The organism is Roseovarius spongiae (assembly GCF_003651245.1).
Classification (GTDB): Bacteria; Pseudomonadota; Alphaproteobacteria; order Rhodobacterales; family Rhodobacteraceae; genus Roseovarius; species Roseovarius spongiae.
The window spans coordinates 1,087,143-1,108,407 of sequence record NZ_RAPE01000001.1 but is presented as its reverse complement, the minus strand read 5'-3'; the positions used below and the strand labels follow the sequence as shown (position 1 = coordinate 1,108,407).

Annotated in this window: 12 protein-coding genes and 1 tRNA gene; 4 read left to right on the top strand and 9 right to left on the bottom strand. The window is 66.5% G+C overall.

The annotated features are described in order from the left end of the window. Both D6850_RS05165 and D6850_RS05160 read right to left on the bottom strand, forming a co-directional pair. A complete protein-coding gene (locus tag D6850_RS05165) occupies positions 1–6,408 on the bottom strand; it encodes a type I polyketide synthase (RefSeq protein ID WP_121164411.1) in 6,408 nt (2,135 codons plus the stop codon). 273 nt (positions 6,409–6,681) lie between these two features. Continuing rightward, positions 6,682–8,118, bottom strand: a complete 1,437-nt coding sequence (locus D6850_RS05160) for a hypothetical protein (RefSeq protein ID WP_121164409.1) — start codon at positions 8,116–8,118, stop codon at positions 6,682–6,684. Between the two features lie 171 nt (positions 8,119–8,289). Here D6850_RS05160 and D6850_RS05155 point away from each other — a divergent pair, with 171 nt between their 5' ends. Beyond that, on the top strand, positions 8,290–9,042 hold the full coding sequence (locus tag D6850_RS05155; RefSeq protein WP_121164407.1) for a WecB/TagA/CpsF family glycosyltransferase: 753 nt from the start codon (positions 8,290–8,292) through the stop codon (positions 9,040–9,042). A gap of 2 nt (positions 9,043–9,044) precedes the next feature. On the opposite strand, the gene D6850_RS05150 is transcribed toward D6850_RS05155, so the two are convergent. The 4 genes from D6850_RS05150 to D6850_RS05135 form a co-directional block, all read right to left on the bottom strand. Then, a complete protein-coding gene (locus D6850_RS05150; RefSeq protein WP_245964097.1) occupies positions 9,045–10,010 on the bottom strand; it encodes a glycosyltransferase in 966 nt (321 codons plus the stop codon). Beyond that, the gene (locus D6850_RS05145) at positions 10,007–11,119 is read right to left on the bottom strand and encodes a glycosyltransferase family protein (protein ID WP_121164403.1); all 1,113 of its coding nucleotides are present in this window, start codon (positions 11,117–11,119) and stop codon (positions 10,007–10,009) included. Before D6850_RS05145 ends, D6850_RS05150 begins: the two co-directional genes overlap by 4 nt. 12 nt (positions 11,120–11,131) lie before the next feature. Beyond that, complete coding sequence (locus D6850_RS05140) at positions 11,132–12,697, bottom strand: asparagine synthetase B family protein (RefSeq protein WP_147438865.1); 1,566 nt, start codon at positions 12,695–12,697, stop codon at positions 11,132–11,134. Between the two features lie 101 nt (positions 12,698–12,798). Then, positions 12,799–14,085, bottom strand: a complete 1,287-nt coding sequence (locus D6850_RS05135; RefSeq protein ID WP_121164399.1) for an ATP-binding protein — start codon at positions 14,083–14,085, stop codon at positions 12,799–12,801. A 122-nt stretch (positions 14,086–14,207) separates the two neighbouring features. Here D6850_RS05135 and D6850_RS05130 point away from each other — a divergent pair, with 122 nt between their 5' ends. The 3 genes from D6850_RS05130 (at position 14,208) to D6850_RS05120 (ending at position 16,392) form a co-directional block, all read left to right on the top strand. Further along, positions 14,208–15,128: an MBL fold metallo-hydrolase gene (locus D6850_RS05130; protein ID WP_121164397.1), complete on the top strand. Its 921-nt coding sequence runs from the start codon at positions 14,208–14,210 to the stop codon at positions 15,126–15,128. 62 nt (positions 15,129–15,190) lie between these two features. Continuing rightward, a tRNA-Asn gene (locus D6850_RS05125) sits at positions 15,191–15,265 on the top strand. Positions 15,266–15,885: 620 nt separating this feature from the next. Then, positions 15,886–16,392: a hypothetical protein gene (locus D6850_RS05120; RefSeq protein ID WP_166433994.1), complete on the top strand. Its 507-nt coding sequence runs from the start codon at positions 15,886–15,888 to the stop codon at positions 16,390–16,392. 95 nt (positions 16,393–16,487) lie between these two features. Here D6850_RS05120 and D6850_RS05115 read toward each other — a convergent pair whose 3' ends face one another. The 3 genes from D6850_RS05115 to D6850_RS05105 all read right to left on the bottom strand — a co-directional run bounded on the left by D6850_RS05115 (position 16,488) and on the right by D6850_RS05105 (position 21,207). Next, a complete protein-coding gene (locus D6850_RS05115; RefSeq protein ID WP_121164393.1) occupies positions 16,488–16,952 on the bottom strand; it encodes a phage terminase small subunit P27 family in 465 nt (154 codons plus the stop codon). 285 nt (positions 16,953–17,237) lie between these two features. Continuing rightward, the gene (locus D6850_RS05110; protein ID WP_166433993.1) at positions 17,238–18,377 is read right to left on the bottom strand and encodes a phage major capsid protein; all 1,140 of its coding nucleotides are present in this window, start codon (positions 18,375–18,377) and stop codon (positions 17,238–17,240) included. 469 nt (positions 18,378–18,846) lie between these two features. Further along, positions 18,847–21,207, bottom strand: a complete 2,361-nt coding sequence (locus D6850_RS05105; protein WP_121164388.1) for a DUF3987 domain-containing protein — start codon at positions 21,205–21,207, stop codon at positions 18,847–18,849. Positions 21,208–21,265: the final 58 nt, after the last annotated feature.

The window sequence follows — 21,265 nt, the reverse complement described above, 5'->3', positions numbered from 1 at the left end:
CTACTCCGCCGCCGTCCGGCCGGGCCAGCCGGGCGCGCCCGCGCGGGCCTCTGCATCGGCGGCGCGCGCCAGCGCGTCGAGATGGCGCGCCAGCACCGCCACGTTGGGCACGAGCACCATGCTGTCATGATCGCCCGGCACCTCGATCACCTGCGTGCGCGAGGCGAACCGGGTCCACTGATTATCGGCGAAAACATACTCGCGCTCCGCGCTCACCCAGTTGCCGCCCGAGACCTTCCAATGCCGGTCGAGCCGGGGCCGGAAGAGCGTCAGCGGCCCGTCCCAGCGCGTCACCTCATAGGCGGCGACTGCCGTACGGAAGGCCTGTTCGATCCGCACGTTATTGAACCCGCCGGTCTCCTCGATCGCCTGCCCGCCACGGCGTTTCGTCACTTCCCACGCGATACGGTTGCGCGCCCATTCGACCAGGTAGCCCGGTCCCTTGCGACGCAATTCCTGCATCTTTATCAGCGCCTTGTCGCGCCGTGTTAATGCCGGCCGCACCGGCAGCGGCGTGTCGAGCATGGCCAGCATCCGCACCTCTTCGCCCGCCGCCGTCAATTGCTGCGCAATCTCCAGCGCCGTAATCCCCCCGCCCGAGAATCCGCCAATGTAATAAGGCCCCTCGGGCTGCACGCCGCGCATCTCCTTGATGTAGTCGGCGGCAGCGGCCTCAATCGTGTCATGCGGCGCCTCCTCCCCGATCAGCCCGCGCGCCTGCAGGCCCCAAACCGGACGCTCACGTCCCATCAGAAGCGCGAGATGCCGCAAATTCAATACGTTGCCGAACATGCCTGCCACGACGAAGAACGGCGTCCTGCCGCCCGACATGTCCGGGTGCAGCGCGACGAGGTGGCGTTGCTCGGGGGCGTCCGGCGTGGCGGGCAACGCGTCGGACGCGGCGTCGCTTTCGCAGCCGGTCTCCGCCGCGATGCGCGCCGCCAGCGCGGCGATGGTCGGCGCCTCGAACAGCACCGAGAGCGGGAATTGCACGCCGTGGTCGCGCCTGATCTGCGCGAAAAGCCGCACCGCCAACAGGGAATGCCCGCCAAGGTCGAAGAAGCTGTCCTGCGCCCCCACCTGCCCCACGCCGAGCAGCCCGGACCAGGTTTCGGCCAGCGCGCTTTCCAGCCCCGGTGCGGGCGCGACGTAATCGCCGTCGAGGTCGGGGCGCTCAAAGCTCTGGGCGGCCTCCGCGGGGTTGGCGTCGGTTCGGCCGGCCTCTTCGATCAGCGCAGGAAGGGCGATCGAGGATATGGCGACCCGGTCGAGCGGCCCGGCAAGCGCGCGGCGCAGCGCCTCGGGCCCCTCCTCGGCGCCGATGCCGAGCGAGACGTGATGCAACAGCCGCGCCTCGCCGGGCGAGAGCGGCGCGACATCCTCCGCCGCATCGTCGAAGCGGATGTCGCGCGCCGCGATCTGCTGCGCCCGCCCGAGCGCGTCGGCGGCGACGCGGCGCATCTGGAACGCCTCGATTTCGCACAGGACCTCGCCATCCGGTCGGGTCAGCACGATATCGAACACCGCCGTGCCGCCCTCGGAGCCGGGGGCGAGCCGCACCCAGCTTGCGATCTCGGCCGGCAAGGGCGCGTGGAGCCGCACGGCGCCATAGCCCGCGGGCACCCAGAGATGGTCCGCGTCGTAATCGCCGTGCAGCGCGATGGCCCAGCCGGTCGCGAGGTCGAGAAGCGCGGGATGCGCGAGGAAGCCAGCCTCAATGTCGCCCGCCGCCGCGCCGGGCAGCGCCAGCCGCGCGATCCCCTCGCCCGCGCCGAAAGCGGCGCGCTCGACCACCCGCCAGCGCGGCCCGAAATCAAGATGCGCCTCCTGCGGCGAGGCGAAGGGCGCGGGCAGCGTATCGGCGCAGCGCGCCTCGATCTGCGCGAGGTCGACCCGAGGGGCGCCGCCGGTTATCGGGCGGATATGCGCCTCGGCGGTGGCGACGCTGCCCTCGCGCCCGTCACGGGTGACGGCGCCGCGCATCTCGAATCGGTAGCCGCCGCCTTCGGGGGCAAGGGTCAGCTCGAAGGCGCGCGCGGCGTCCGGAGCCACGTCGAAGGGGCGCAGGAAGTAGAGATCGGAGATCTCGAACGCGCCCGCGCCGTCCGCGGCGCGCAGCGCCTCTGCGGCCAGCTCGACCACCCCGGCGCCGGGCAGCAGCACCTGGCCGCCGCGCGTCCGGTGCTCCGCGAGCACCCAGTCGTCTGCGGCGTCGAGCGCGCCGGTCAGGCGATGCGCGCCCCCGGCGTCGGTGCGGATCCCGGCCAGCAGCGGCGCGTCGACCTCCTGCGGCTGGGTCGTGTCGCCCATGCGCGCGGCCATCGCCTGCGCCGCCATGCCGGTATCGGCCCAGACGCCCCAGTCGATCGCCACCACCCTCGTGGCCCCGCCCCGGCGCGACGCGGCGTAGGCGTCAAGATAGGCGTTGGCGGCGACGTAATCGGCCTGCCCGGCGGGGCGGGTCCAGGTGCTGGTCGAAGAGAACAGCACCATGAGGTCGACATCGCCATCCGGGAACACCGCGTCGAGCACCCGCAGCCCGCCGATCTTGGGGGCGAGGACGTTGGCCACGCCCGCGTCGTCCTTGGCGAGGATCGGCGCGTCGTCGATGCGTCCGGCGGCGTGGAATATCCCGTCGAGCCTGCCGAAGCGGTCAAGGATCTGCGCGCGCGCCTCCTGCATCCGGGCGATGTCTGTCACGTCCGCCTCGAGCGTCATGACCTGCCCGCCGAGGTCTTCGATCCCGCGAAGGGCCGCGATGCGCGCGCCCGCGCGGCTGGTGGACGGGACGGAGTCCCAGTCGCCCCGCTCGGGCAGCGGGCTGCGCGACAGGAGCACGATATTGGCCGCGCAGCCCCGCGCGAGGTCGCGCGCGATCGCCATGCCGATCCCGCCGAGCCCACCGGTGACAAGATAGGTTCCCCCCTGCTTGAGTGGTGCTGCGTCCGGTGTGGCGGCAAGCGGCGCGGGCCGCAGCGCCTGGGTGAACCGCCGCGCCCCGCGCAGGGCGGCGATGTCGTTTGTCGGCTCGGCCAGCAGATCCTCGAGCAGCCTTGGCGCGAGGTCGTCCGCCGCCGCCGCCCGGCGCAGCAGTCTGCGCGGCGGCGCTGCGGGGGGCAGTTCGATATCGAGCAGCGCTGCGGTGACGTTCGGAAACTCGCGCGGGATCACGCCCACGGGGCCGAGCGCGCAGGCCTTCTCGGGGTGGTTCAGCGGCTCGTCGCGGACCTGCACCGCGCCGTTGGCGATCACGCTGAGGTGGCAGGCGTCGGGCATCGCGGCGCCGCCCATCGCCTGCGCGAGATGCAGGAGGCTGAGAAAGCCGTGCTCCATGTTGCGGTCATGAAAGCTGCTGCCGGGGCGGTAGGTTTCCTGCGCGGTCACCAGCCAGAAATGCGCGATCCGATCGGGCAGCCGCCCTTCGCTAGCGAGCGCGGACAACAACGCCTCGTAGCCCTCACGGCCCTGTTCGGGCGACAGCACGTAATCCCCTGGCCCGCGCCGTCGGAAACTGTCGCCCGAGCGCACCACGCTCATGAAATGCCCGCCGGCGCGCAGCGCGTCGATGACGGGTTGCGCGACGCCGGCCTCGTCCGCGAAGATGAGCCAGTCGAGCGGCGGGCCGAGATCGCTTGCGACCTCGAATTCGCAGGGCGCAAGCGCGGGACGCCACACGGGCCGGTAGCCCCAGTCGGACATATCCTCGGTGCGCGCCAGCGCCTCCTGCGCGGGCGCGGCGGCGGCGGGCTCGATGAAGTAGCGGCTGCGCTGGAACTGGTAGCCGGGCAGCAACACGCGGTTGCGCCGCGCCTCGCCCCATATCTGGCCCCAGTCGGCGTCAAGCCCGCAGGCCCAGAGCCGCCCGATCACGCCGAGAAAATAAGCGTCGTCCGCGATTGCGTGATCAGGATGGCGCAGCGTGCTCATCACTTGCCCGGGCTTGAGCGCCTCGGACATCTGCGCGAGCGAACTGAGCGCCTTGCCCGGCCCGACCTCGAGGAACACCCGGTCGGACGTGGCGAGCGTGTCGATGCATTGCGCGAAATGCACGGTATTGCGCAGCTGTTGCACCCAGTATTCGGGGTCCATCGCCTGTGCGTCGGTGATCGGCGCGCCGCTACGGTTGGAGGCGAACGGAATCTGCGGCGGGCGCAGGTCGAGCCCTTGCAGGAAGGCGCGGAATTCACCGAGGATCGGGGCGAGCATCCGGGAATGCGCGGCGATGTCGATGGCGACGCGCTGGTGATCGATCTCCGCCGACTCGAGCCGCGCCGCCAGCTCCTCGAGTGCCGCGTTCGACCCCGATACCGCGCAGAGGCCTGGGGCATTGACGCTTGCGATGTCGAGATCCTCGCCGATCAGCGGCTCCAGTTCGGCAAGCGGCAGCGACACGCTCAGCATCCCGCCCGCCGGGACACTGTCGAAGAGCCGCCCGCGCAGCAGCACGAGGTCGATGCAATCCTCGAACCGCATCACCCCGGCGAGGCAGGCGGCGGTGTTCTCGCCCATCGAATGCCCGACCAGCGCGGCCGGGCGCACGCCCCAGCTCATCCAGAGTTGGGCCAGCGCGTATTCGGTGATCATGATGAGCGGCAATTGCACCGAGGGCTTGCGCAGCGCATTGGCCGCGGCCTCCTCCTGCCCCGGTTCGGGCAGCCAGAGCGCGCGGATGTCGTAATCGAGCTGCGGCTCCAGATGCGCAAAGCCGCGATCCATCCACTCGGCAAAGACCGGCTCGGTCTCGTAGAGGTCGCGCGCCATGCCGGGATACTGCGCGCCGCCCCCGGGGAACATGAACACCACCTCGGGGCGCGCGCCCAGCCGGTCATGGGTGAAGATGCGCTGCGGGTCGGCCGAGTCCAGCAGCGCCGCCGCGTCCTCGTGGGTTTCGGCCACCAGCACGCGGCGCTTGTCGAAACCCTCGCGTCCCTCCTTCAGCGTCCATGCGACATCCGCCAGCGGCTGGTCGGGATGGGCGCGCAGATGGGCGGCAAGGGCAGCGGCGTTGGCGTCGAGCGCGGCCTTGCTTCGCCCCGAGAGGCAAAGCACGTGGAAGGGAAAGTCGGGTTCTTCGGAGACGGCGCGCGCCGGCGCCTGCTCGAGCACGACATGCGCGTTGGTGCCGCCCACGCCGAGCGAGTTGACCCCGGCCCGGCGCGGCGCGGCGCCCGCCGGCCAGTCCGTCAGCGCGGCGTTGACGCGAAAGGGGCTGGTCTCGAAGTCGATCGTGGGGTTCGGCGCTTCGAAGCCGAGGCTGGGCGGGATCTGCGCGTGGTGCAGGCTGAGCGCGGTCTTGATGAGGCTGACCACCCCCGCGGCGGTGTCGAGATGACCGATATTGGTCTTGACCGACCCGATGCGGCAGAAATCCGTCGCTTGCGTCTGGGTTCTGTAGGCTTCCGTCAGTGCGGCGACCTCGATCGGGTCGCCCAGATAGGTGCCGGTGCCGTGGCATTCGACATAGCCGATGCTGTCGGCGGGAACGTTCGCATCCTTAAGCGCGGCGGTGACGGCGGCGGCCTGCCCGTCGACGCTCGGTGCGAGGTAGCCGGCCTTGGCGGCGCCGTCGTTGTTGATGGCGCTGCCCCTGATGACGGCCCAGATGTGATCGCCGTCCGCCACCGCGTCCTCGAGCCGGCGCAGCGCCACCGCGCCCGCGCCCGAGCCGAAGACAGTGCCCTGTGCGCGATGATCGAAGGCGTGGCAGTGGCCGTCGGGCGACAGTATTTCGTTCTCCTTGAAGAGATAGCCGCGCCCCTGCGGCAGCTCGATCGTGACGCCGCCTGCCAGCGCCATGTCGCATTCGCCGTTCATCAACGCCGCCCGAGCATGGTGGATCGCGACCAGCGATGTGCTGCACGCCGTCTGCATGGTCACGCTCGGGCCCTTGAGATCGAAGACGTGGCTGACGCGGGTGCTCAGGAAATCCTTGTCGTTGCCGGTATGTCGCAGCAGGAACATGCCCACATCGTCCACCAGCCCGGGGTTGGAACAGATGTTGAAATAGAAATAGCTGCCCATGCCGCAGCCCGCGTAAACGGCGATCCGGCCCCCAAAGCTGCGTGGCGCGTGGCCGGCCTGCTCCAACGCCTGCCAGCTCACTTCGAGGAACTTGCGGTGCTGCGGGTCGAGGATCGCCGCCTCCTTGGGGCCGAAGCCGAAGAATTCGGCGTCGAAATCGGCGTAGCCGTCAAGCGGCGCGGCGACCGGCACGTAATTCTTCTGACGCAGGCGCGCGGGTGTTTCGCCGGCGGCGATCAGCGTCTCCTCGTCCTGGGGCTCGATGCTCTCGACCCCGGCGGCGAGGTTGCGCCAGAACGCGTCCACATCCCTCGCGCCGGGCACGGCGAGCGCCATGCCGACGATGGCGATGTCGCCCGAGGAAGACTTGGCGGCGGGGCGAGACATTGGCGGCAGAGACTCCAAGGGGACGCAGACGGCAGATTCCTGCCGACACTGTAATAGCAGCGGGGAAAAATTGCACGAAGCCCGTGCAGCGCGGCAAATGAGAAACCGCTCGCAACCCTCTGATTTAACTAAAAACGTCAGATTGTGGCAAGAATATGTTTGAAGCAGGGCGGGCGACAAAGCGTCATGGCGGAAACAGATTAGCCGAGAATCGTCAACAATTCCGGTTTTTCGCCGTGATTCTCGCAGCCTGCCCTCGCCGGCGCCGACGGCTCAGCCCATCACGGTGCGCCGCCGCGCCTTCGCCGCAGCTGGCGCGGGATCGAGGTCGGGCGCGGACACGCTCAGCCGCTCGGCGCAGCCGAGGATCGCCCCCGCCATGAGCCAGGTGTAGGGCGTCAGGATGGCGTTCAGCAGCATGTCGATCAGCGTGATCGCAAGCAGCAGGGCAAGGGCGGACACGTAGGGCGGCGCCTGGATCGCAGGCGCCCGGCGCAGCGCCCACCACAGCAGCACGAGCGGTCCGCCCAGTAGGCCCATCTGGCTGATGTAGCCGACCCAGCCGAAGGTGCCGAACACGATGATCCATTCGCCGTCCGGAATGCTCAGAATTTCGCCGGTGTGGATGTCGTGCACCAGGTTGCGCCCCCAGCCGCCCCAGCCGAACAGCCGCCTGTCATGCGCGCGCTCGAGCAGCGCCTCCTCGTTGTCGAAACGAAAGCCCAGCGAGTGCGCGCGCTCGGGGCTGATCGCCTCGGCCTGCTCGAGCACCGCGTCGAGCGGGATCACCCCGTTTTCCCGCAGCACCGGATAGATCACCGCGATGAGCGCAAAGAGCAGCGCGACGCGGATCTGCATTCGCGCGTTCGCAATCAGCAGAAGCGGCGTCAGCGCGGCGGCGTAGAGCATCGAGGCGAGGCTCTTGCACAGCACCAGAAGGATCAGAAGGTAGAGCGCGGCCGCGAAGAACCGGGCGCGCCGCGGCCCCGCCTCTTCCCGCCCGAGCGCGAGCGCGGCCATCGCCGCGCTCATCACGAAGAACGCCAGCCACAGCGCGTGCGGCAAGAAGACCAGCGGGCGGAAACCGCCGCCGCGCATCATCTGTTCGAAATCATGCTGGAAGAATCCGTAGAACCAGATGTTCATCTGCGGGCTGAGCCGGATCTCGATCAGAGCGGGGATCGAGTAGATCAGCGCCCCGACCACCAGCGCGTAAAGAAGTTCGCGCAGCCCGGTCTCGGAGCTGAGCCAGCGGCGCGCGAGGAAGAACGGCAGCACGGTGATGAACTGGTTGATCACGATCGACAGCAGGTCGCGCAGCCCCAGGCCCGGCAGCGCCGCCTCCGAGAAGACGATCGGCTCCGTATGGCCCATCAGCTTGAACACGATGGCGTCGCCATTGGTCAGCACCGTCGGCACCACGCCGAGGAAGAACGCCAGTAAAAGCAGACGCATGGTCCAGCCCGAGGGCCAGAACGACACCGGTTTCTTCAGGAACCAGACGCAGAGGACGAAGGCGCAGATATTGGGGATCGAAATCTTGGTCATGTCCGGCACCAGCGGCAGGTCGAACTCGGCCCGCTGCGGCAGCAGGAGATAACCGCCGAGGATGCTCCAGATGATCGCCCGCTCGGGGGTGAGGCGGATGAACAGGGCGACGCAGACCAGCGGCCAGGTCATCAGCATCAGGTAGGCAAGCGCGTTGGGCATCGATGGGGTCGGTCTGCTCTGGGTCGGCGGTCTCGGGCCGCGCTCGGCGCAGGGTAGCACGGGTTCGCGGCCTTGTCGCCCGTCACCGAACGCGCCCCGGGCTTTTACCCCTTGCGATTGTCCGGGCGGACGCTAGACCGGTGGCGACACGCCATTTTTCGGAGTCCCGGCTTGCAGTTCACCCAAGGCGACAGCGCGGTGCGGATCAACATCGCCACCCGCGCGGCGCTGTTGGAGGCGGTGCGCGCGGCGCTGCGCGCGCGGCGGGGCTTCGCGCTGGCGACGCTGAACCTCGACCATCTGGTCAAGCTGCGCGGCGACCCGGCCTTCGCCGCGGCCTACGCGACGAAGGACATCGTCGTCGCGGACGGACGGCCGGTGGCGTGGCTCTCCTGGATCGCAGGCGACCCGGTAGAACTGTTGCCGGGTTCCGACCTCGTGGAGCCGCTCTGCCGACTCGCCGCGCAGGAGGGCCGCACGGTCGCGTTGCTCGGCAGCACGCAGGACGTTCTCGAAAAGGCGCGCGCGGCGCTCTGCCGCGACATGCCTGCGCTTTCGGTGGTCTTGCTGCATGCGCCGCCGATGGGGTTCGACCCCGACAGCGAGGCGGCGGCGGAGATCCTGCGCGAAGTCGAGGCGTCCGGCGCGGGGCTCTGTTTCCTCGCGCTCGGGGCGCCGAAACAGGAGCGGCTGGCGGCGCGGGGCCGCGGGCTTGCGCCATCGGTGGGGTTCGCATCGGTGGGGGCCGGGCTCGATTTCCTCGGCGGAGGCCAGAAGCGGGCGCCGCGCGCGGTGCGTGCGCTGGCGTTCGAATGGCTGTGGCGCGCGGCGGGCGATCCGCGCCGGATGATTCCGCGCTACGCAAGGTGTTTGACGATCCTGCCCGAGTTGCTTGGGCAGGCGGTCAGGCAGAGGCGGCGCTGAGCTCACCTGTATTCGATCAGTTCCCTGCGCCGCCCGCGCAGCCGTCCAAGGTAGTAGCCAAGCGCGCCCTGCGCCTCGGCGACCTTGCCCAGTACGGTGAAGACCCCCCAGGCCCAGTCTCCGCGCCGCAGCGCCAGTCGCGCCACCTGCGCCGGGTAGATCAGCAGCAGCCAGAGCGCATGCGCGCTGAGGAAGCTTAGAAGCAGGATGGCGAGGGGCAGTGCGGCGCCCCAGAAAAGAGCGCGCCGCGTCTCCGTCACCCAGTGCCGGTCGGGGGGCGCGCCATGCAGCGCCGCGCCCTCGGCAAAGGCGTGCCCCGCGCGGCGCGTGCGCCGCCACCACTGGCCAAAGCGCGTGATCGCCGCGTCGTGGCGCGTCATCTCTGCGTCGAGGCGGTGGACCTCCCAGCCGGCGCGGCGCAGCCGCAGGCAGAGCTCCGGTTCCTCGCCGGCGATCAGCGCGGCGTTGAAACCACCCACTGCGCGCAGCGCGTCCTGACGCATCATCGCGTCACCCCCGCAGGCCCTGACCATCCCCGGCGGCCCATCCCATTCCATGTCGATCAGCCGGTTGTAGACGCTGGCGTGCGGCGCAATCTCGCGCCGCCGTCCGCAGACCACCGCCGTGTCGGGATGCGCGGCGAGGTGCTCCGCCGCCTGCCCCAGCCAGCCGGGCGCGACGGTGCAGTCGCCGTCGACCAGCATGACGAACCCGTCGCCCGCCAGCCGCGCCAGCCCCGCGTTGCGCGCCCGCGCGGCGGTGAAAGGCCGGTCCATGTCGAGCGCGACCACCTCCGCGCCGGCCGTGCGCGCCGCCTCCACGCTGCTGTCGGTTGAGCCACTGTCGACATAGACGAGCCGCCGCACCTGCCCGCGGAGCGAGGCGAGGCAGGCGTCGAGGCGCGCGCCCTCGTTGCGGCCGATCACCACCGCGTCGAGGGGGGGAAGGTCGGGGAGGCGCATTGTCATGCTCCGATCACCGGCGCCATCTGGTCTATGAAGCGGCGCGAACGGGCGTAGTCGCGCAGCCTCTCGAACGCCGCGCAGGCGATACGCGCGCGCGCCGCGTCGTCGCGCAGGATCCATTCGAGGCGCTCGGCGAAATCCGAGAGATCCCAGCGCACTGGCACGTATGTCTCATCCGGCGCAAAGATGTCCGGATCGGTCATCACGTGGCTCATGTCCTGCTTGAGCAGCACCGCGCCGGTCATCACCGCCTCGTAGTCTCGCCAGCAGACCTCACCGTAACCGAAGGGCGAGAAACAGACCTTGGACGCGCGCAACTCGCGCAGGAAACGGCCATGCCGGATGCCGGTTCCGGTGACGCAGCGCACGCCGTCAAGCGCGGCCACGGCGCTGGCGCACTCGGCGCGCATCGCCGCATACCAGGGCGTGCCCTCGACCGCGATCCGCGCGTGCAGGTCGATGGGGCGGACGCCACCCGGGCGTTTGCCGCGCAGGAATGCGGGCAGCATGAAATCCGCCGTCGCGAAGGACGGGCCTAGGTGCAGTGTCTTCCAGAACCCGTCGGGTATCGGGAACTGTCGCTCCTCGTGGTCGAGCCCGAAGCGCCGGCCGTAATAGTCCATCAAGGTCGTGTCGCCATAGGTCGGCAGATCGTAGCGCGCGCGGTCGCGCAGAAGGTGCTTGGTCAGGTAGCCGTCCACATGCGGGGCCACGCGCGCGGCCATGCGCAGATCGGTGGGCGCGAACCAGTCCATATAGATTATCCGCGCCTCGGGATTGCGCGCGCGGATGGCGGCCATATCGCGGGCGAGCACCGCATCGGACATGTCGAAATGCGATTGGTAACAGACTGTTGTGGCGTCTTCTGGATGTGACGCCGAGCGACCGTATTCCTCCATTCCCACCTCACGGATATCGCAATCCAGGCGGTCGCGGAAATCGCGGGCATAATGGTGGAACGGGTAATACTGGCTCTGCGGGATGCGGTGATCGACCGCGAGCAGCAGCAGGCGACGGGACGCGCCTGCGTCGAACGGGCGTTGGAACGCGCCCGCGCGCTGGCGGGCGTATATCTGCTGGCGCAGCCGCGTCCCGATCCGCGCCAGAATCATCGCGTCCCCCCTTCAAAGCGCATCGGAGATCAGCCGTTTGGGGCGCGCGCGCTCAAGCGCGGCGGCAAGGTCGAGCAGATGGCGCGCGCGCGCCGCGTCCAGCCCCTCCATGGCGGCGGCGTGCAGGCGATACATCATGTCCGGACCGCGCCGCAGCTTTGCCGGCTCTCCCATCAGCGCGCGCGCACCGCCCGGCACGTTGCCGAAGGCACGCGTCAGCGACAGCACGTCGCGCGCGCTGCGCAGCTTGTGCGTGAGCGAACCGCCCCGTGGCGGCGGCGCCGCGAAACCTTCGGCAAAGGGGATGTCGGCGTAATCGGGATAGGCCCGCGCGATCACGTCGTCGTGCAACATCTGGTCGCGCGTGACCGTGTAGGGCAGCGACATGCAGAACCGGGCGAAATCCGGGTCGAGATAGGGGCAGAACACGATTTCCGCTTTACCAAGAATGGCCTGCGGAACGAAGTTTATCTCGCGCCTCGTGCGGTGGTACATCCAGAACACCTGGTAGGGATCGGGCGCGTCCGCATAGGCCGCAACCGCGCGCCCGATATGCTCGACCACCTCCTCGTCGCGCCCCGGCGACCAGAGCGGTCCGGCCCCCCGGCCCCATCCGGGCTGGGAAATGACGCGGCCATGCCCTTCGACCAGGCCGCTCGCGATGCCGATGAAATCGCCGGCCTGCGCCAGCCGATAAAACTGCTCGGCGTCGTTGTCGGGGTTGGTCAGGATGTCGCCGGCGATCCCGTCAAACGCCGCGCCGCCCCGGTCCAACACGTAGTCATGCAGCGGCATCATCTGCGCGTGTTCCTCGGCGCAGAGGTCAGTCATGACCAGCGCGCGGATGGCGTCGGCGAGCCGGGGCCGCGCGTGGCCCAGCACATTATGGCGTATCCCGGCCCTTTCGGCGACGGCGCGCGCGGCCAACGCCTCGGCGTTCATGGCCGCGCCGTTGTGGTGAAAGGTGACGCAGGCGCCGGGACGGCGCCCCTGGCGCAACATCTCAAGCAGGATATGGCGAGAATCGCGCCCGCCGCTCAGCGGCAGGATCAGCGGCGCATCCCACTTCTCGAGGATGCGCGCCATCGCAGTGCGGAAATGATGCGTCATCCCCTCGACCGCCGCTTCGCGGCTGATCTGCTGTTCTTGCGGGACGGGAACGCCGCCGGTGATCCGCAGCTTTCCGCGCTCCCAGGTCACGCGCGCGCCGGGGGGCAGCGTGCGGACGTGGCGCAGCGGCGTTTCGTCGTGGATGAAGATGCCCATGCGGTGAAACACCGCCAGCGCGAGCGGGTCCGGCGCCGCATCGCAGCCCTGCGCGACCAGTTCCAGAAGCGAGGGCGACAGCGCAATCTCGCCCTCTTTCTCGTAGAGAAAGAGGTTGAAGAACCCGAACGGGTCGACCTCGGCGCTGAGCCGCGCGCCGTCCCAGTCCCAGCGCGCCCAGAGCCGCCCGACCTGCCCCAGCTCGGCCTGCCCGTCCGAGCGCCAATGCGCCCGCCCGCGCATCTGCGCGGCGCCATCCCGCCAGGAAAGGCCCAGATAGGGCGCGGTTTCGTGCTCTGGCGGGGCGGTCATGCGGGGCGCGGTCCTTGGATCGGTCAGGTTGCGGCGCATAAGAGGCGATCCATTGCGTCGGGGCAATGGCAAAGCGCCCGCCACGCCCGCCCCGCGCCGGCTCAGCGGGAGATCACGATATCGGCGCAAAGCCCGCCCAGCCGTGCGGAGCGGTCCAGCCGCAGGCTGCCGCCATGCGCGCGCGCCACGTCGGCGGCGATCGACAGCCCGAGGCCCACGCCGCTGCCCTTGTCCTGGTTGCGCGCGGGCTCGAGCCGGGCGAAGGCGCGCACCGCCTCTTCGCGCTGCTCGGGCGGGATGCCGGGTCCGTCATCCTCGACCCGGATGCGCAGCGTCCGCGCGGTGAGATGCACCGAAAGCTCCGCGCGGCTGCCGTAGCGGACAGCGTTATTCACGAGATTCTCGACCGCGCGGCGGATCCCCGCCTCGCGCAGGCAGATCTCGCCCTCGCCCTCGACCTCGTGCAGCGCCACCGGCTGGTTGCTGCGCGCCGCGTCCTCGGCGACCTGGCGGACCAGCGCCACGGGGTCGACCGGCGCAGCCTCGCCCTCGGCGGCGTCGCGCGCGAAAGCGAGAAACGCATCGAGCAGGCGCTCCATGTCGCGCACGTCGCGCAGCATCGCGTCGCGGTCCTCGTCCTCGATCATCTCGAGCCCCAGCCGCAAGCGGGTGAGCGGCGTGCGCAGATCGTGGCTCACCCCCGAGAGCATCATCGTGCGCTGCTCGATCTGGCGCTCGATGCGGGCGCGCATGTTGAGAAAGGCCAGCCCCGCCGCGCGAACTTCGGTCGCGCCGGCGGGCCGGTAGGGCACGATCTGGCCGCGCCCGAAGGCCGCCGCCGCTTTCGCCAGCCGGGTGATCGGGCGAAGCTGGCCGCGCAGGTAGAGGAAGGCGATGACCGTCATCAGCCCCCCGAAGATCAGCATGTTCACCAGCAATTGATGCGGGTTCGCCGCCGAGACGCGCCGGCGGTCAAAGCGCAGCTCGACCGGCCCGTCCTCCGTGTCGAGATAGAGCCGGACCCAGACATCGCCCGGCAAGACGACGGCGCGCAGGCCCGGCAGCAGCCTGTGGAACTCGCGGATCACCGCGATCCCGCTCAGGTCATACCAGCGCCGATAGTCCTCTTCAGGAATGGCGTCCGGCGCGATCGGCGTCACCTCGATGAGCAGCGCGCGTGCGATGTCGGCGCCATCATCGCCCGAGGTCACCAGCCGCACCTCGCGCACGACCGTGGTGGTCATCTGCTTGCTCACGCCCTCGAAGATGCGCTGCACGGAAACGACCGAGACCACGACCAGCACCGATATCACCGGCAGAAGCAGGATCAGCGCGGTGCGGCCGTAGAGGCTGCGGGGCATATACCGTTTGAGCCAGGCGAAGGACATGCGTTAAGCCTTAGAGGGTTTCGGGGGCAGTTTGAAACATATCTTGAACCCGGCCGCGCCGTCAGTCATGCGGGGCGCAAAAAAACGGGCCGCGCGGCGGGCCCGCTGACGGGAGGACCGGCATGAGCGACGATATCGGCTTCGACCCCGTTCCGGGGCGGCCCGACCGCATCGCCCCCGGTCTGCGCCGCGTCCTCGCGCCCAACCCCTCCCCGATGACCTGGCGCGGCACCAACACCTACCTGCTCGGACGGACGGAGATCGCGGTGATCGACCCGGGGCCGGCGTTGGAGGCGCATCTGGCTGCGATCCTCGCGGCGATCGAGCCGGGGCGGCGGATCACCCATATCTTCGTCACGCACGCGCATCTGGACCATTCCCCCCTCGCCCGCCCGCTCGCCGCGCGGACCGGCGCGAAGGTTCACGCCTTCGGCGACGCGACCGCCGGGCGCAGCGCGGTGATGACCCGGCTCGCAGCAGATGGCCTGATCGCGGGAGGCGAAGGCGTCGACCGGGATTTCATCCCCGACATCCGCTTGCGGGACAAGGACGCGGTCGAGGGGCCCGACTGGCGGCTCGAGGCGCTCTGGACGCCCGGACATTTCGGCAATCACCTCTGTTTCGCATGGGGCGACGCGATCTTTAGCGGCGATCACGTCATGGGCTGGGCCAGTTCGCTGGTCTCGCCGCCCGATGGCGACCTGACCGATTTCATGGCCTCCTGTCGGCGCCTCGCCACGCGCCGCCCCGCGCGGCTGCTGCCCGGCCACGGCGCCCCGGTCGAAGACCCAGCCGCCCGCATCGCCTGGCTCATCTCACACCGCGAAACGCGCGAGGCCGAGATCCGCGCCCATCTCGCCCGCGCCCCCGCCACCGCTGCCGAAATCGCCGCCGCCATCTACACGGACACGCCCGCATCTCTGCTGCCCGCCGCCACCCGCAACGTATTGGCGCATCTCGTTGATCTGACGGGAAAAGGCGCGACCCAAGCCGACGGTCAGCTGGGCGCAAACGCCACGTTCTACGCCACCGCCGGCAAGTGAAAAAATTTGTGACGCGCCCTCTGGACGCCGCATAGCGCTGTTGCTATACGCAGCCACGGTGTTCCGGCGTAGCTCAGCGGTAGAGCAGTTGACTGTTAATCAATTGGTCGTAGGTTCGATCCCTACCGCCGGAGCCAATTCTCTCAAGAAAAGCAATTAGTTGCCATAACCCGCTCGAGACGGGCTTGAGGGAGCTAGCTGTGGGGTAACGTCTGGGGTAACAATTGGGCGGTTTGGGTAGCGGTCGAAATGTCGCAACCTATCGCACTGACCAAAAAACGCCCCAAAGCGGGTGCCTAGGGCGCAATCCTCTGGGGAAAAAATTAACCTCTACGGCGTAGCTGCACAACTGCGGTGAGAAAAAGTTCGGCACCAAGGATGGCAGACATCGCTGGTGGAATGCTATGTTCTGCGGATCAGGGTTGGACGAACAGGAACTAAGATGACAACTTCCCCCCCTCCTGAACTAAAAAATATTCAGGAATTCTTATTTGAAGCCCCACTTTACAAGAAATATTCGACTACGAGCGCAGTGTTGAGGTCACTTTATACCATTTCAGCTGGCAATAGCCGGCGCATAGATGGCCACTGCCCATACTGCAATCGGTCTAGCACATTTGTTATAACAAAAGTACATGTTCCCAACCCGGAGCATCGCCATGATATATCGCGAAGGACTTGCCTGAGCGAATCAGTCACAATCACCTGTGCGCGCTCGGATACACATAAAATTATGTATTTCTTTCGAAAGATAGACATGGTCGTGGAGAAAATTGGCCAGCACCCATCATTGGCTGATATTGCCAACGATGAAGTGGCTCAGTATCGAAAGACCATGGCGAAACTGGACGCCCAAGAGTTCCACAAAGCTATAGGTTTGGCAGCACATGGTGTGGGAGTTGGATCTTTTGTCTACCTAAGAAGAGTTTTCGAACGGCTTATTACCAATCGGTTTGAGGAGTTTAAGAGCGCTGAGGGATGGGACAACAGCAGGTTCTATGCTGCTCGCATGGAAGATAAAATCACCCTCCTGCAAGATCACCTTCCCGATTTCCTCGTTCGTAACCGGAAGATTTATTCTATTCTAAGCGTCGGCGTCCACGCACTGGATGAAAAGGACTGCCTAAAGTGGTTCGATGTCATGAAACAATCTATCCTCATCATACTTGAGGACGACAAAAAGAAGAAAGAAGAACTGGCTCGGCGAGAGCTATTCTCTCAAGCGATTGAGCGTTTTGAAGCCAAGTCAGAAAACTCGTCCTAATCGTTAACGCCTCGTCCTACGCTTCGCGGACAATCGTGCAATGTATAGCGAAAGGCCGATTTCCACCTGCTAGCTATACAAATGCACCAGTCGGATCAAAAGCCAAACTCCAATGCCGCGAACGGGTTTTCCTCGGCAAGCTTGGCCACGCTCACCTTCGATCGTGCCGCCGGAGTCAGGCCAAAGTCTGATAACAGGCTTTGGGCGTGCCGCATCGCCTCGTTGCGCATCGCAACCTCAGGCCGGGCGCGAATCAACTTGTCGCCGCTGGTCGCAGTGGTTGAATAGGTGCGGCCCGCGCCCTCGATGACCGCCGTGCAAATCTCGACTTCTTCAAGACGGCTTGCCAGCATTGCAAGCGCCGCCTGATCGTCAGGCGATGCGATTCCCATGCCCAAAAGCGTGGCCGAGAGTTGCGCGAACAATTCAGACGCACGCTCACTCAGCCATTCCGGCGCGCTTGCCGTGCCGATATTGGCGTCGGGCGCATCTGGGTTCATCCGGTCAGGCCGGGCGGTTCCGGCGATGATCTTGAGTTGATCTGGTGTGCGTTTGGCCATGCCCGAAAACTCCCTTCGATTTGACGGCGTGAAAGTTTGGCTTCCCACGCCGGTCCCGGCACTACAGGCTGTGAAGATCGATCCCGCCCCCCCCCTGTTCAATCCCTGATCGGAAGGCCGGGGGGTGCGCGCCCGCTTTGTGATCTTGTCCCGGCCACGGCCTCTCAATCAAAAAGCCTGCCGGGTTTCGCGGTTTACCCACTCACGAATTACGGTGTCTGTTTGGCCTAGGAAGCCTTACGCCAGACCTGCGCCAATTCCCTCGGATGAACGAGAGAAACTCCATCAGCTTGCCGCAAACTTCATCAGCTTGATCGCGTCGGTTTCGGAAACGTCACCACCCACGCGACGATAAGCAAAGAACTTCACATGCGGCTTCATTGTGAATGGGTCGCGAATCATCTTGATGCCGGGCTGCTCTACAATCGTGTAACCTTCGCGGAAGTCGCCAAAGGCTATCGAGAGAGAGTCAGCCGAGATGTCGGGCATCTGCTCATCCATCGCCACCGGATAGCCAAGAAGCAAGTTCGGCTGACCAGCCGCAAGCCCGTCTGACCAGAGGAACCGGCCCATGCCGTCTTTCAGCTTACGGACCTGCCCCGCCGTTTGCGAGTTCATCAGCCAATTGGCGTTTCGGCGGAAAACCGGACGCAGAGCATAGATCATGTCCACCAGCTTATCCGCAGGGTTTCCCGACGCAAATGCGCCGGCTCCACCGGAAGCGATGTATTGCAATGCATCTGCCGAGCGCGTGCTGTCTCCGTCAGTCGCGATGTCCAGATTGAGAATGCCGCGCGGCTGTATGACGCCGCTGCCGCTTATAAAGGCCGCGCCCTCCGAACGGGCGAACTTCGCGGCGATACGTTCCTCAATCCATGCGCCGAGGTCAAACATGGATGTATCCAGCAGTTTCTGTGTCACCGGCTGTTGTGTGAAAATCTCATGCAATGGGATGTTCAGAAGGCCGATCTTCGGTGTTTCCTGATCGGCGCGCGATGCGGTTTCGCCCGACCACTCCGCGTCCATGTCGGTTTTCTCATATGGTTCGGAATAGCCATCGGCATTCCCGACCAGGACACGCCGCGCCAGTTCTGCGATAGGCGATACTTCACGGACCTTGTTGCGGATTTGTGACGCCATTTGGGGCATTACCGTGTAGCCACCATCCGGGTCGGAGCCAACCGACATTGACTTCAACTCGCTGTCGTCGCCATCGCGCAGAAACGCCGCGACGGCTTTGCGCTCGGCCTTCAATGTAATCTGGTTGTCGCCGCTAGGGCCGGAAACTGGCCCGTTTCGAGAAAGGCGCAATTCAAGAGCCTCGCGCTCTTCGCGCTCCGCCTTGAGTTCAGCGCCGAAACGGGTTTTGAACTCTTCAAACGCAGACCCCTGCGCTTCGAGCAGTTCTTTGATTTCAGTATGCATAGGTAGATTCCTTGTGTCAGGAAGGGTGCAGCCGAATGGCCGATTTTGAGGGTGCAAGTTCCAGACAAGAACAATCATCCCGATTGTCTGACTGGGCCGTGGCAATCATCCCGATTGACACAAAGTAACATTCTAAACTTTCCGGCCTCGTCCCGAGGCTCCAGAAGCAGCTCGAATGGAATTCGAGATTATCAGGAAATCTGCTCGTGTCAAGTCGCCTATGCTGCTCCCCGGTCATTCGCGCCCGTTCAATCCGCATCTTTTCTTCATCTGTAACCATTGCTCGTTCCTTTCGTGGTGGTGGTTTCGTGCCATCGCGGCTTCGGTCGCCTAAACGCCTTCATCCGGGCGGAAAGGGTTATTCTGTCACCATTGTCCCTTGCGCGCGTGAGGCGGAAACTTGTCGCAATAGAAAAAGAGGTGGATTGCTGCCCCTGTGACGTGCGCGCAAGGGACAATGGTGACAAAATCATGCCTTCCCCCCGCTAAGACCCTGGATCGTCTCGCGCGCCACAAGGCGGCGATCTGCCTCGCGGGCAGCGCGGTCGGTGAATTTAGCGTGAACCGCTGGGTTCACCTGCCAATGCGGCGGTGATGACGGGCGCGGCGGGTCGATCCGGTCCAGCCAACCCAAGGCGGCGAGTTGCTCCAGCAGCGGTCGGATTTCAAAATCCTTCAGCCCGCGCATGGTCCGGTCGCCGCGCTGCACATCCCGGTTAGTGATGCGGTCCAGCTTGTGCGTCAGGATATGCCCGGCGATTGCCGTCAGGCGGTCGTGGTCGTCAGACAAGCCCAGAACGCCGCTGTAGAAGGCGATAGCGTGCGCCAGCAGGAAGCGGTGCAGGAAGGCGGCCACGCGCTGTGCGGTCGCCTCTGTGACTGTCGCGGGCAGTTCATGGCCCGCATATTCGATGCAATGCCAGACCACGCAAAGGCGCGCGAAAAGCCCGTCATACTTGCCGATATGGGATGCCAGTTTGCGGTTGATCGTTTCGAGCGATTGCAGATCAAGGTGCCGCGCCTCCAAGTCGCGCCGGATCGCCTGCGCGCCGCTGTCGAATTCCAGAACGCCCATACCGGCAAAACCCGGTGCCGAAAGATCGCGCAGCGCCTCGATAAGCCGCCGGTAACGCGCGTTTACATCGGGCATGGGTTCATCCCGGCCCATCGTGGCATTGCGCAACATGATCGGGAACAACCGCTGCAACAGGCCATCATCCACCGCATCCCCGGCAATCTTGCGCAAGGGTTCGGGCTGGATTCCGCCCAGCATGGAAATGGACAGGTTGTCGATGATCGCCGCGCCGCGTCCAACCCGGTTCAGCGCGAACGCGCCGCCGTTGAAGCTGCGCAACCAGAACGCCCGGTCAGCCTGCGCCGCCTTGCCGCCGTTGTATTTGTCCATCGCCCCGAAAAAGCCGCTCAGTTCGTCTTGCAGCAGCAGAACGCCCCACGGGCTGCCCTCCAAAACCTGTTGCGCGGCCTCGACGGTTGCATCCTCGATCCGCAAGCGGGTTTGCTTCGGACGCGGCTTGCCCTTCTTTTCATCGGCGGGAAGCGCCTCGAATTCGTTCACGCGCTCCTGCCATGCGCGCATCATCTCCACATCCAAGCGACAAAGCGGCCCGGTCGCGGCGGAGATGATCGGGCTTTTCTTTGCAGACGGTGGCCCCATCAGCGCCGCCCAAAGCCGCGCGCTTTCGGTCCAGTCGTCGTGCCGCTTCACCTTGATCTTGATCTCATCAGGGATTGCCGCCGCGCATGTCACCAGCGCCGCCATTGCCAGCCCCGCCGGATCGGCCCCCATCTGGTCGCCATTGGCGCGGGCGAATTCCTCGATCAGCGGCGGCAACAGATCGCGCGGCAACTCGGGCGGATCGAAGCTGCCCCAAAGGTCAACCGGATCAGCGTCCGGTTTCGGCATTGCCTCCGCTGCGCCGCCGGTGGCCCGCTCTTTCGGCCCTCGCGGCGTCTGCAAGCCCGCCTGAAAGCCGCTGTCGATGGTCGCGGCAATCTCGCCCGGCTCCAGTCCGATGCCACCAGCGGCGGCGCTCAGCCGCGCCTTAACGGCATCTTCGACCAAACCGCCCCCGGCCACGATCTGCGCCAAGCTGAAGGCGGCGCGATTCAACGTGCCATTGCGTTGACCTTCGGGCGCGGCCAGTAGCTTGGCGAGTTCGTCTTGCAAAGCCTTGTCGGCCCATGTCGATGCGCCGCCGGTGTTGATCTGGACACGCGCGCCGGGCATGGCCTGCTCCGACAACCTCTTGCGGCGCGGCAAAAGGTCGAGAATCCACTGCGGCGCGGCGGCCACGTCAAAAAAGCCCGGCGGATTCTTCCAGCGATAGGGATTTTCCGAACCGGGCTTGATCGAAGGCGCGGCCAGCACCATGCCGCCATGCCCGCGCACATCAACGCCGGGCGCAATCTCGCCCTCGCAGGTCTTGGGGTCGAAGTCGCCGGGATACTCGAAATAGACATGCCAACCGCCGCTCGGGCTGGTGGCCTCGATGGTATGCGGCAGATCGCCATGCGCTTTGATCTGCTCCATCAGCCAGGCGATACCGTCCACATTGTTCTTGCGGTCGAGGTCCAGAACGACAAGCGCGCTTTCCTGTGTGGCGATCCCGATATTCGCGTTCGGATGTTTGGCGAAAAGCGCGGCGACAACATCGGGGTCATTCGTCGCGCCCCAGCGGCGGCCATCGTGATCCTTGCCGCGCTCGTGCGACTGCTTCTTGCCCGGCGGTGCCGGGAACACATGCCAGCCCCGCGCGGCATATTCGAGCGCGGCAGTGGCGACGGAGGGGAAACTGTCGTGCATGTTCATCAGCTCACCCCCCAGATCAGCGCGCAAAGCGCGGATGCCTGCGCTTCGGTCATGCCGT

What these genes read in the sequence shown, in the direction of transcription:
- D6850_RS05165 (WP_121164411.1), bottom strand. Translation starts at nt 6,408, where the DNA reads ATGTCTCGCCCCGCCGCCAAGTCTTCCTCGGGCGACATCGCCATCGTC.
- D6850_RS05160 (WP_121164409.1), bottom strand. Translation starts at nt 8,118, where the DNA reads ATGCCCAACGCGCTTGCCTACCTGATGCTGATGACCTGGCCGCTGGTC.
- D6850_RS05150 (WP_245964097.1), bottom strand. Translation starts at nt 10,010, where the DNA reads ATGACAATGCGCCTCCCCGACCTTCCCCCCCTCGACGCGGTGGTGATC.
- D6850_RS05145 (WP_121164403.1), bottom strand. Translation starts at nt 11,119, where the DNA reads ATGATTCTGGCGCGGATCGGGACGCGGCTGCGCCAGCAGATATACGCC.
- D6850_RS05140 (WP_147438865.1), bottom strand. Translation starts at nt 12,697, where the DNA reads ATGACCGCCCCGCCAGAGCACGAAACCGCGCCCTATCTGGGCCTTTCC.
- D6850_RS05135 (WP_121164399.1), bottom strand. Translation starts at nt 14,085, where the DNA reads ATGTCCTTCGCCTGGCTCAAACGGTATATGCCCCGCAGCCTCTACGGC.
- D6850_RS05130 (WP_121164397.1), top strand. Translation starts at nt 14,208, where the DNA reads ATGAGCGACGATATCGGCTTCGACCCCGTTCCGGGGCGGCCCGACCGC.
- D6850_RS05120 (WP_166433994.1), top strand. Translation starts at nt 15,886, where the DNA reads ATGGTCGTGGAGAAAATTGGCCAGCACCCATCATTGGCTGATATTGCC.
- D6850_RS05115 (WP_121164393.1), bottom strand. Translation starts at nt 16,952, where the DNA reads ATGGCCAAACGCACACCAGATCAACTCAAGATCATCGCCGGAACCGCC.
- D6850_RS05110 (WP_166433993.1), bottom strand. Translation starts at nt 18,377, where the DNA reads ATGCATACTGAAATCAAAGAACTGCTCGAAGCGCAGGGGTCTGCGTTT.
- D6850_RS05105 (WP_121164388.1), bottom strand. Translation starts at nt 21,207, where the DNA reads ATGAACATGCACGACAGTTTCCCCTCCGTCGCCACTGCCGCGCTCGAA.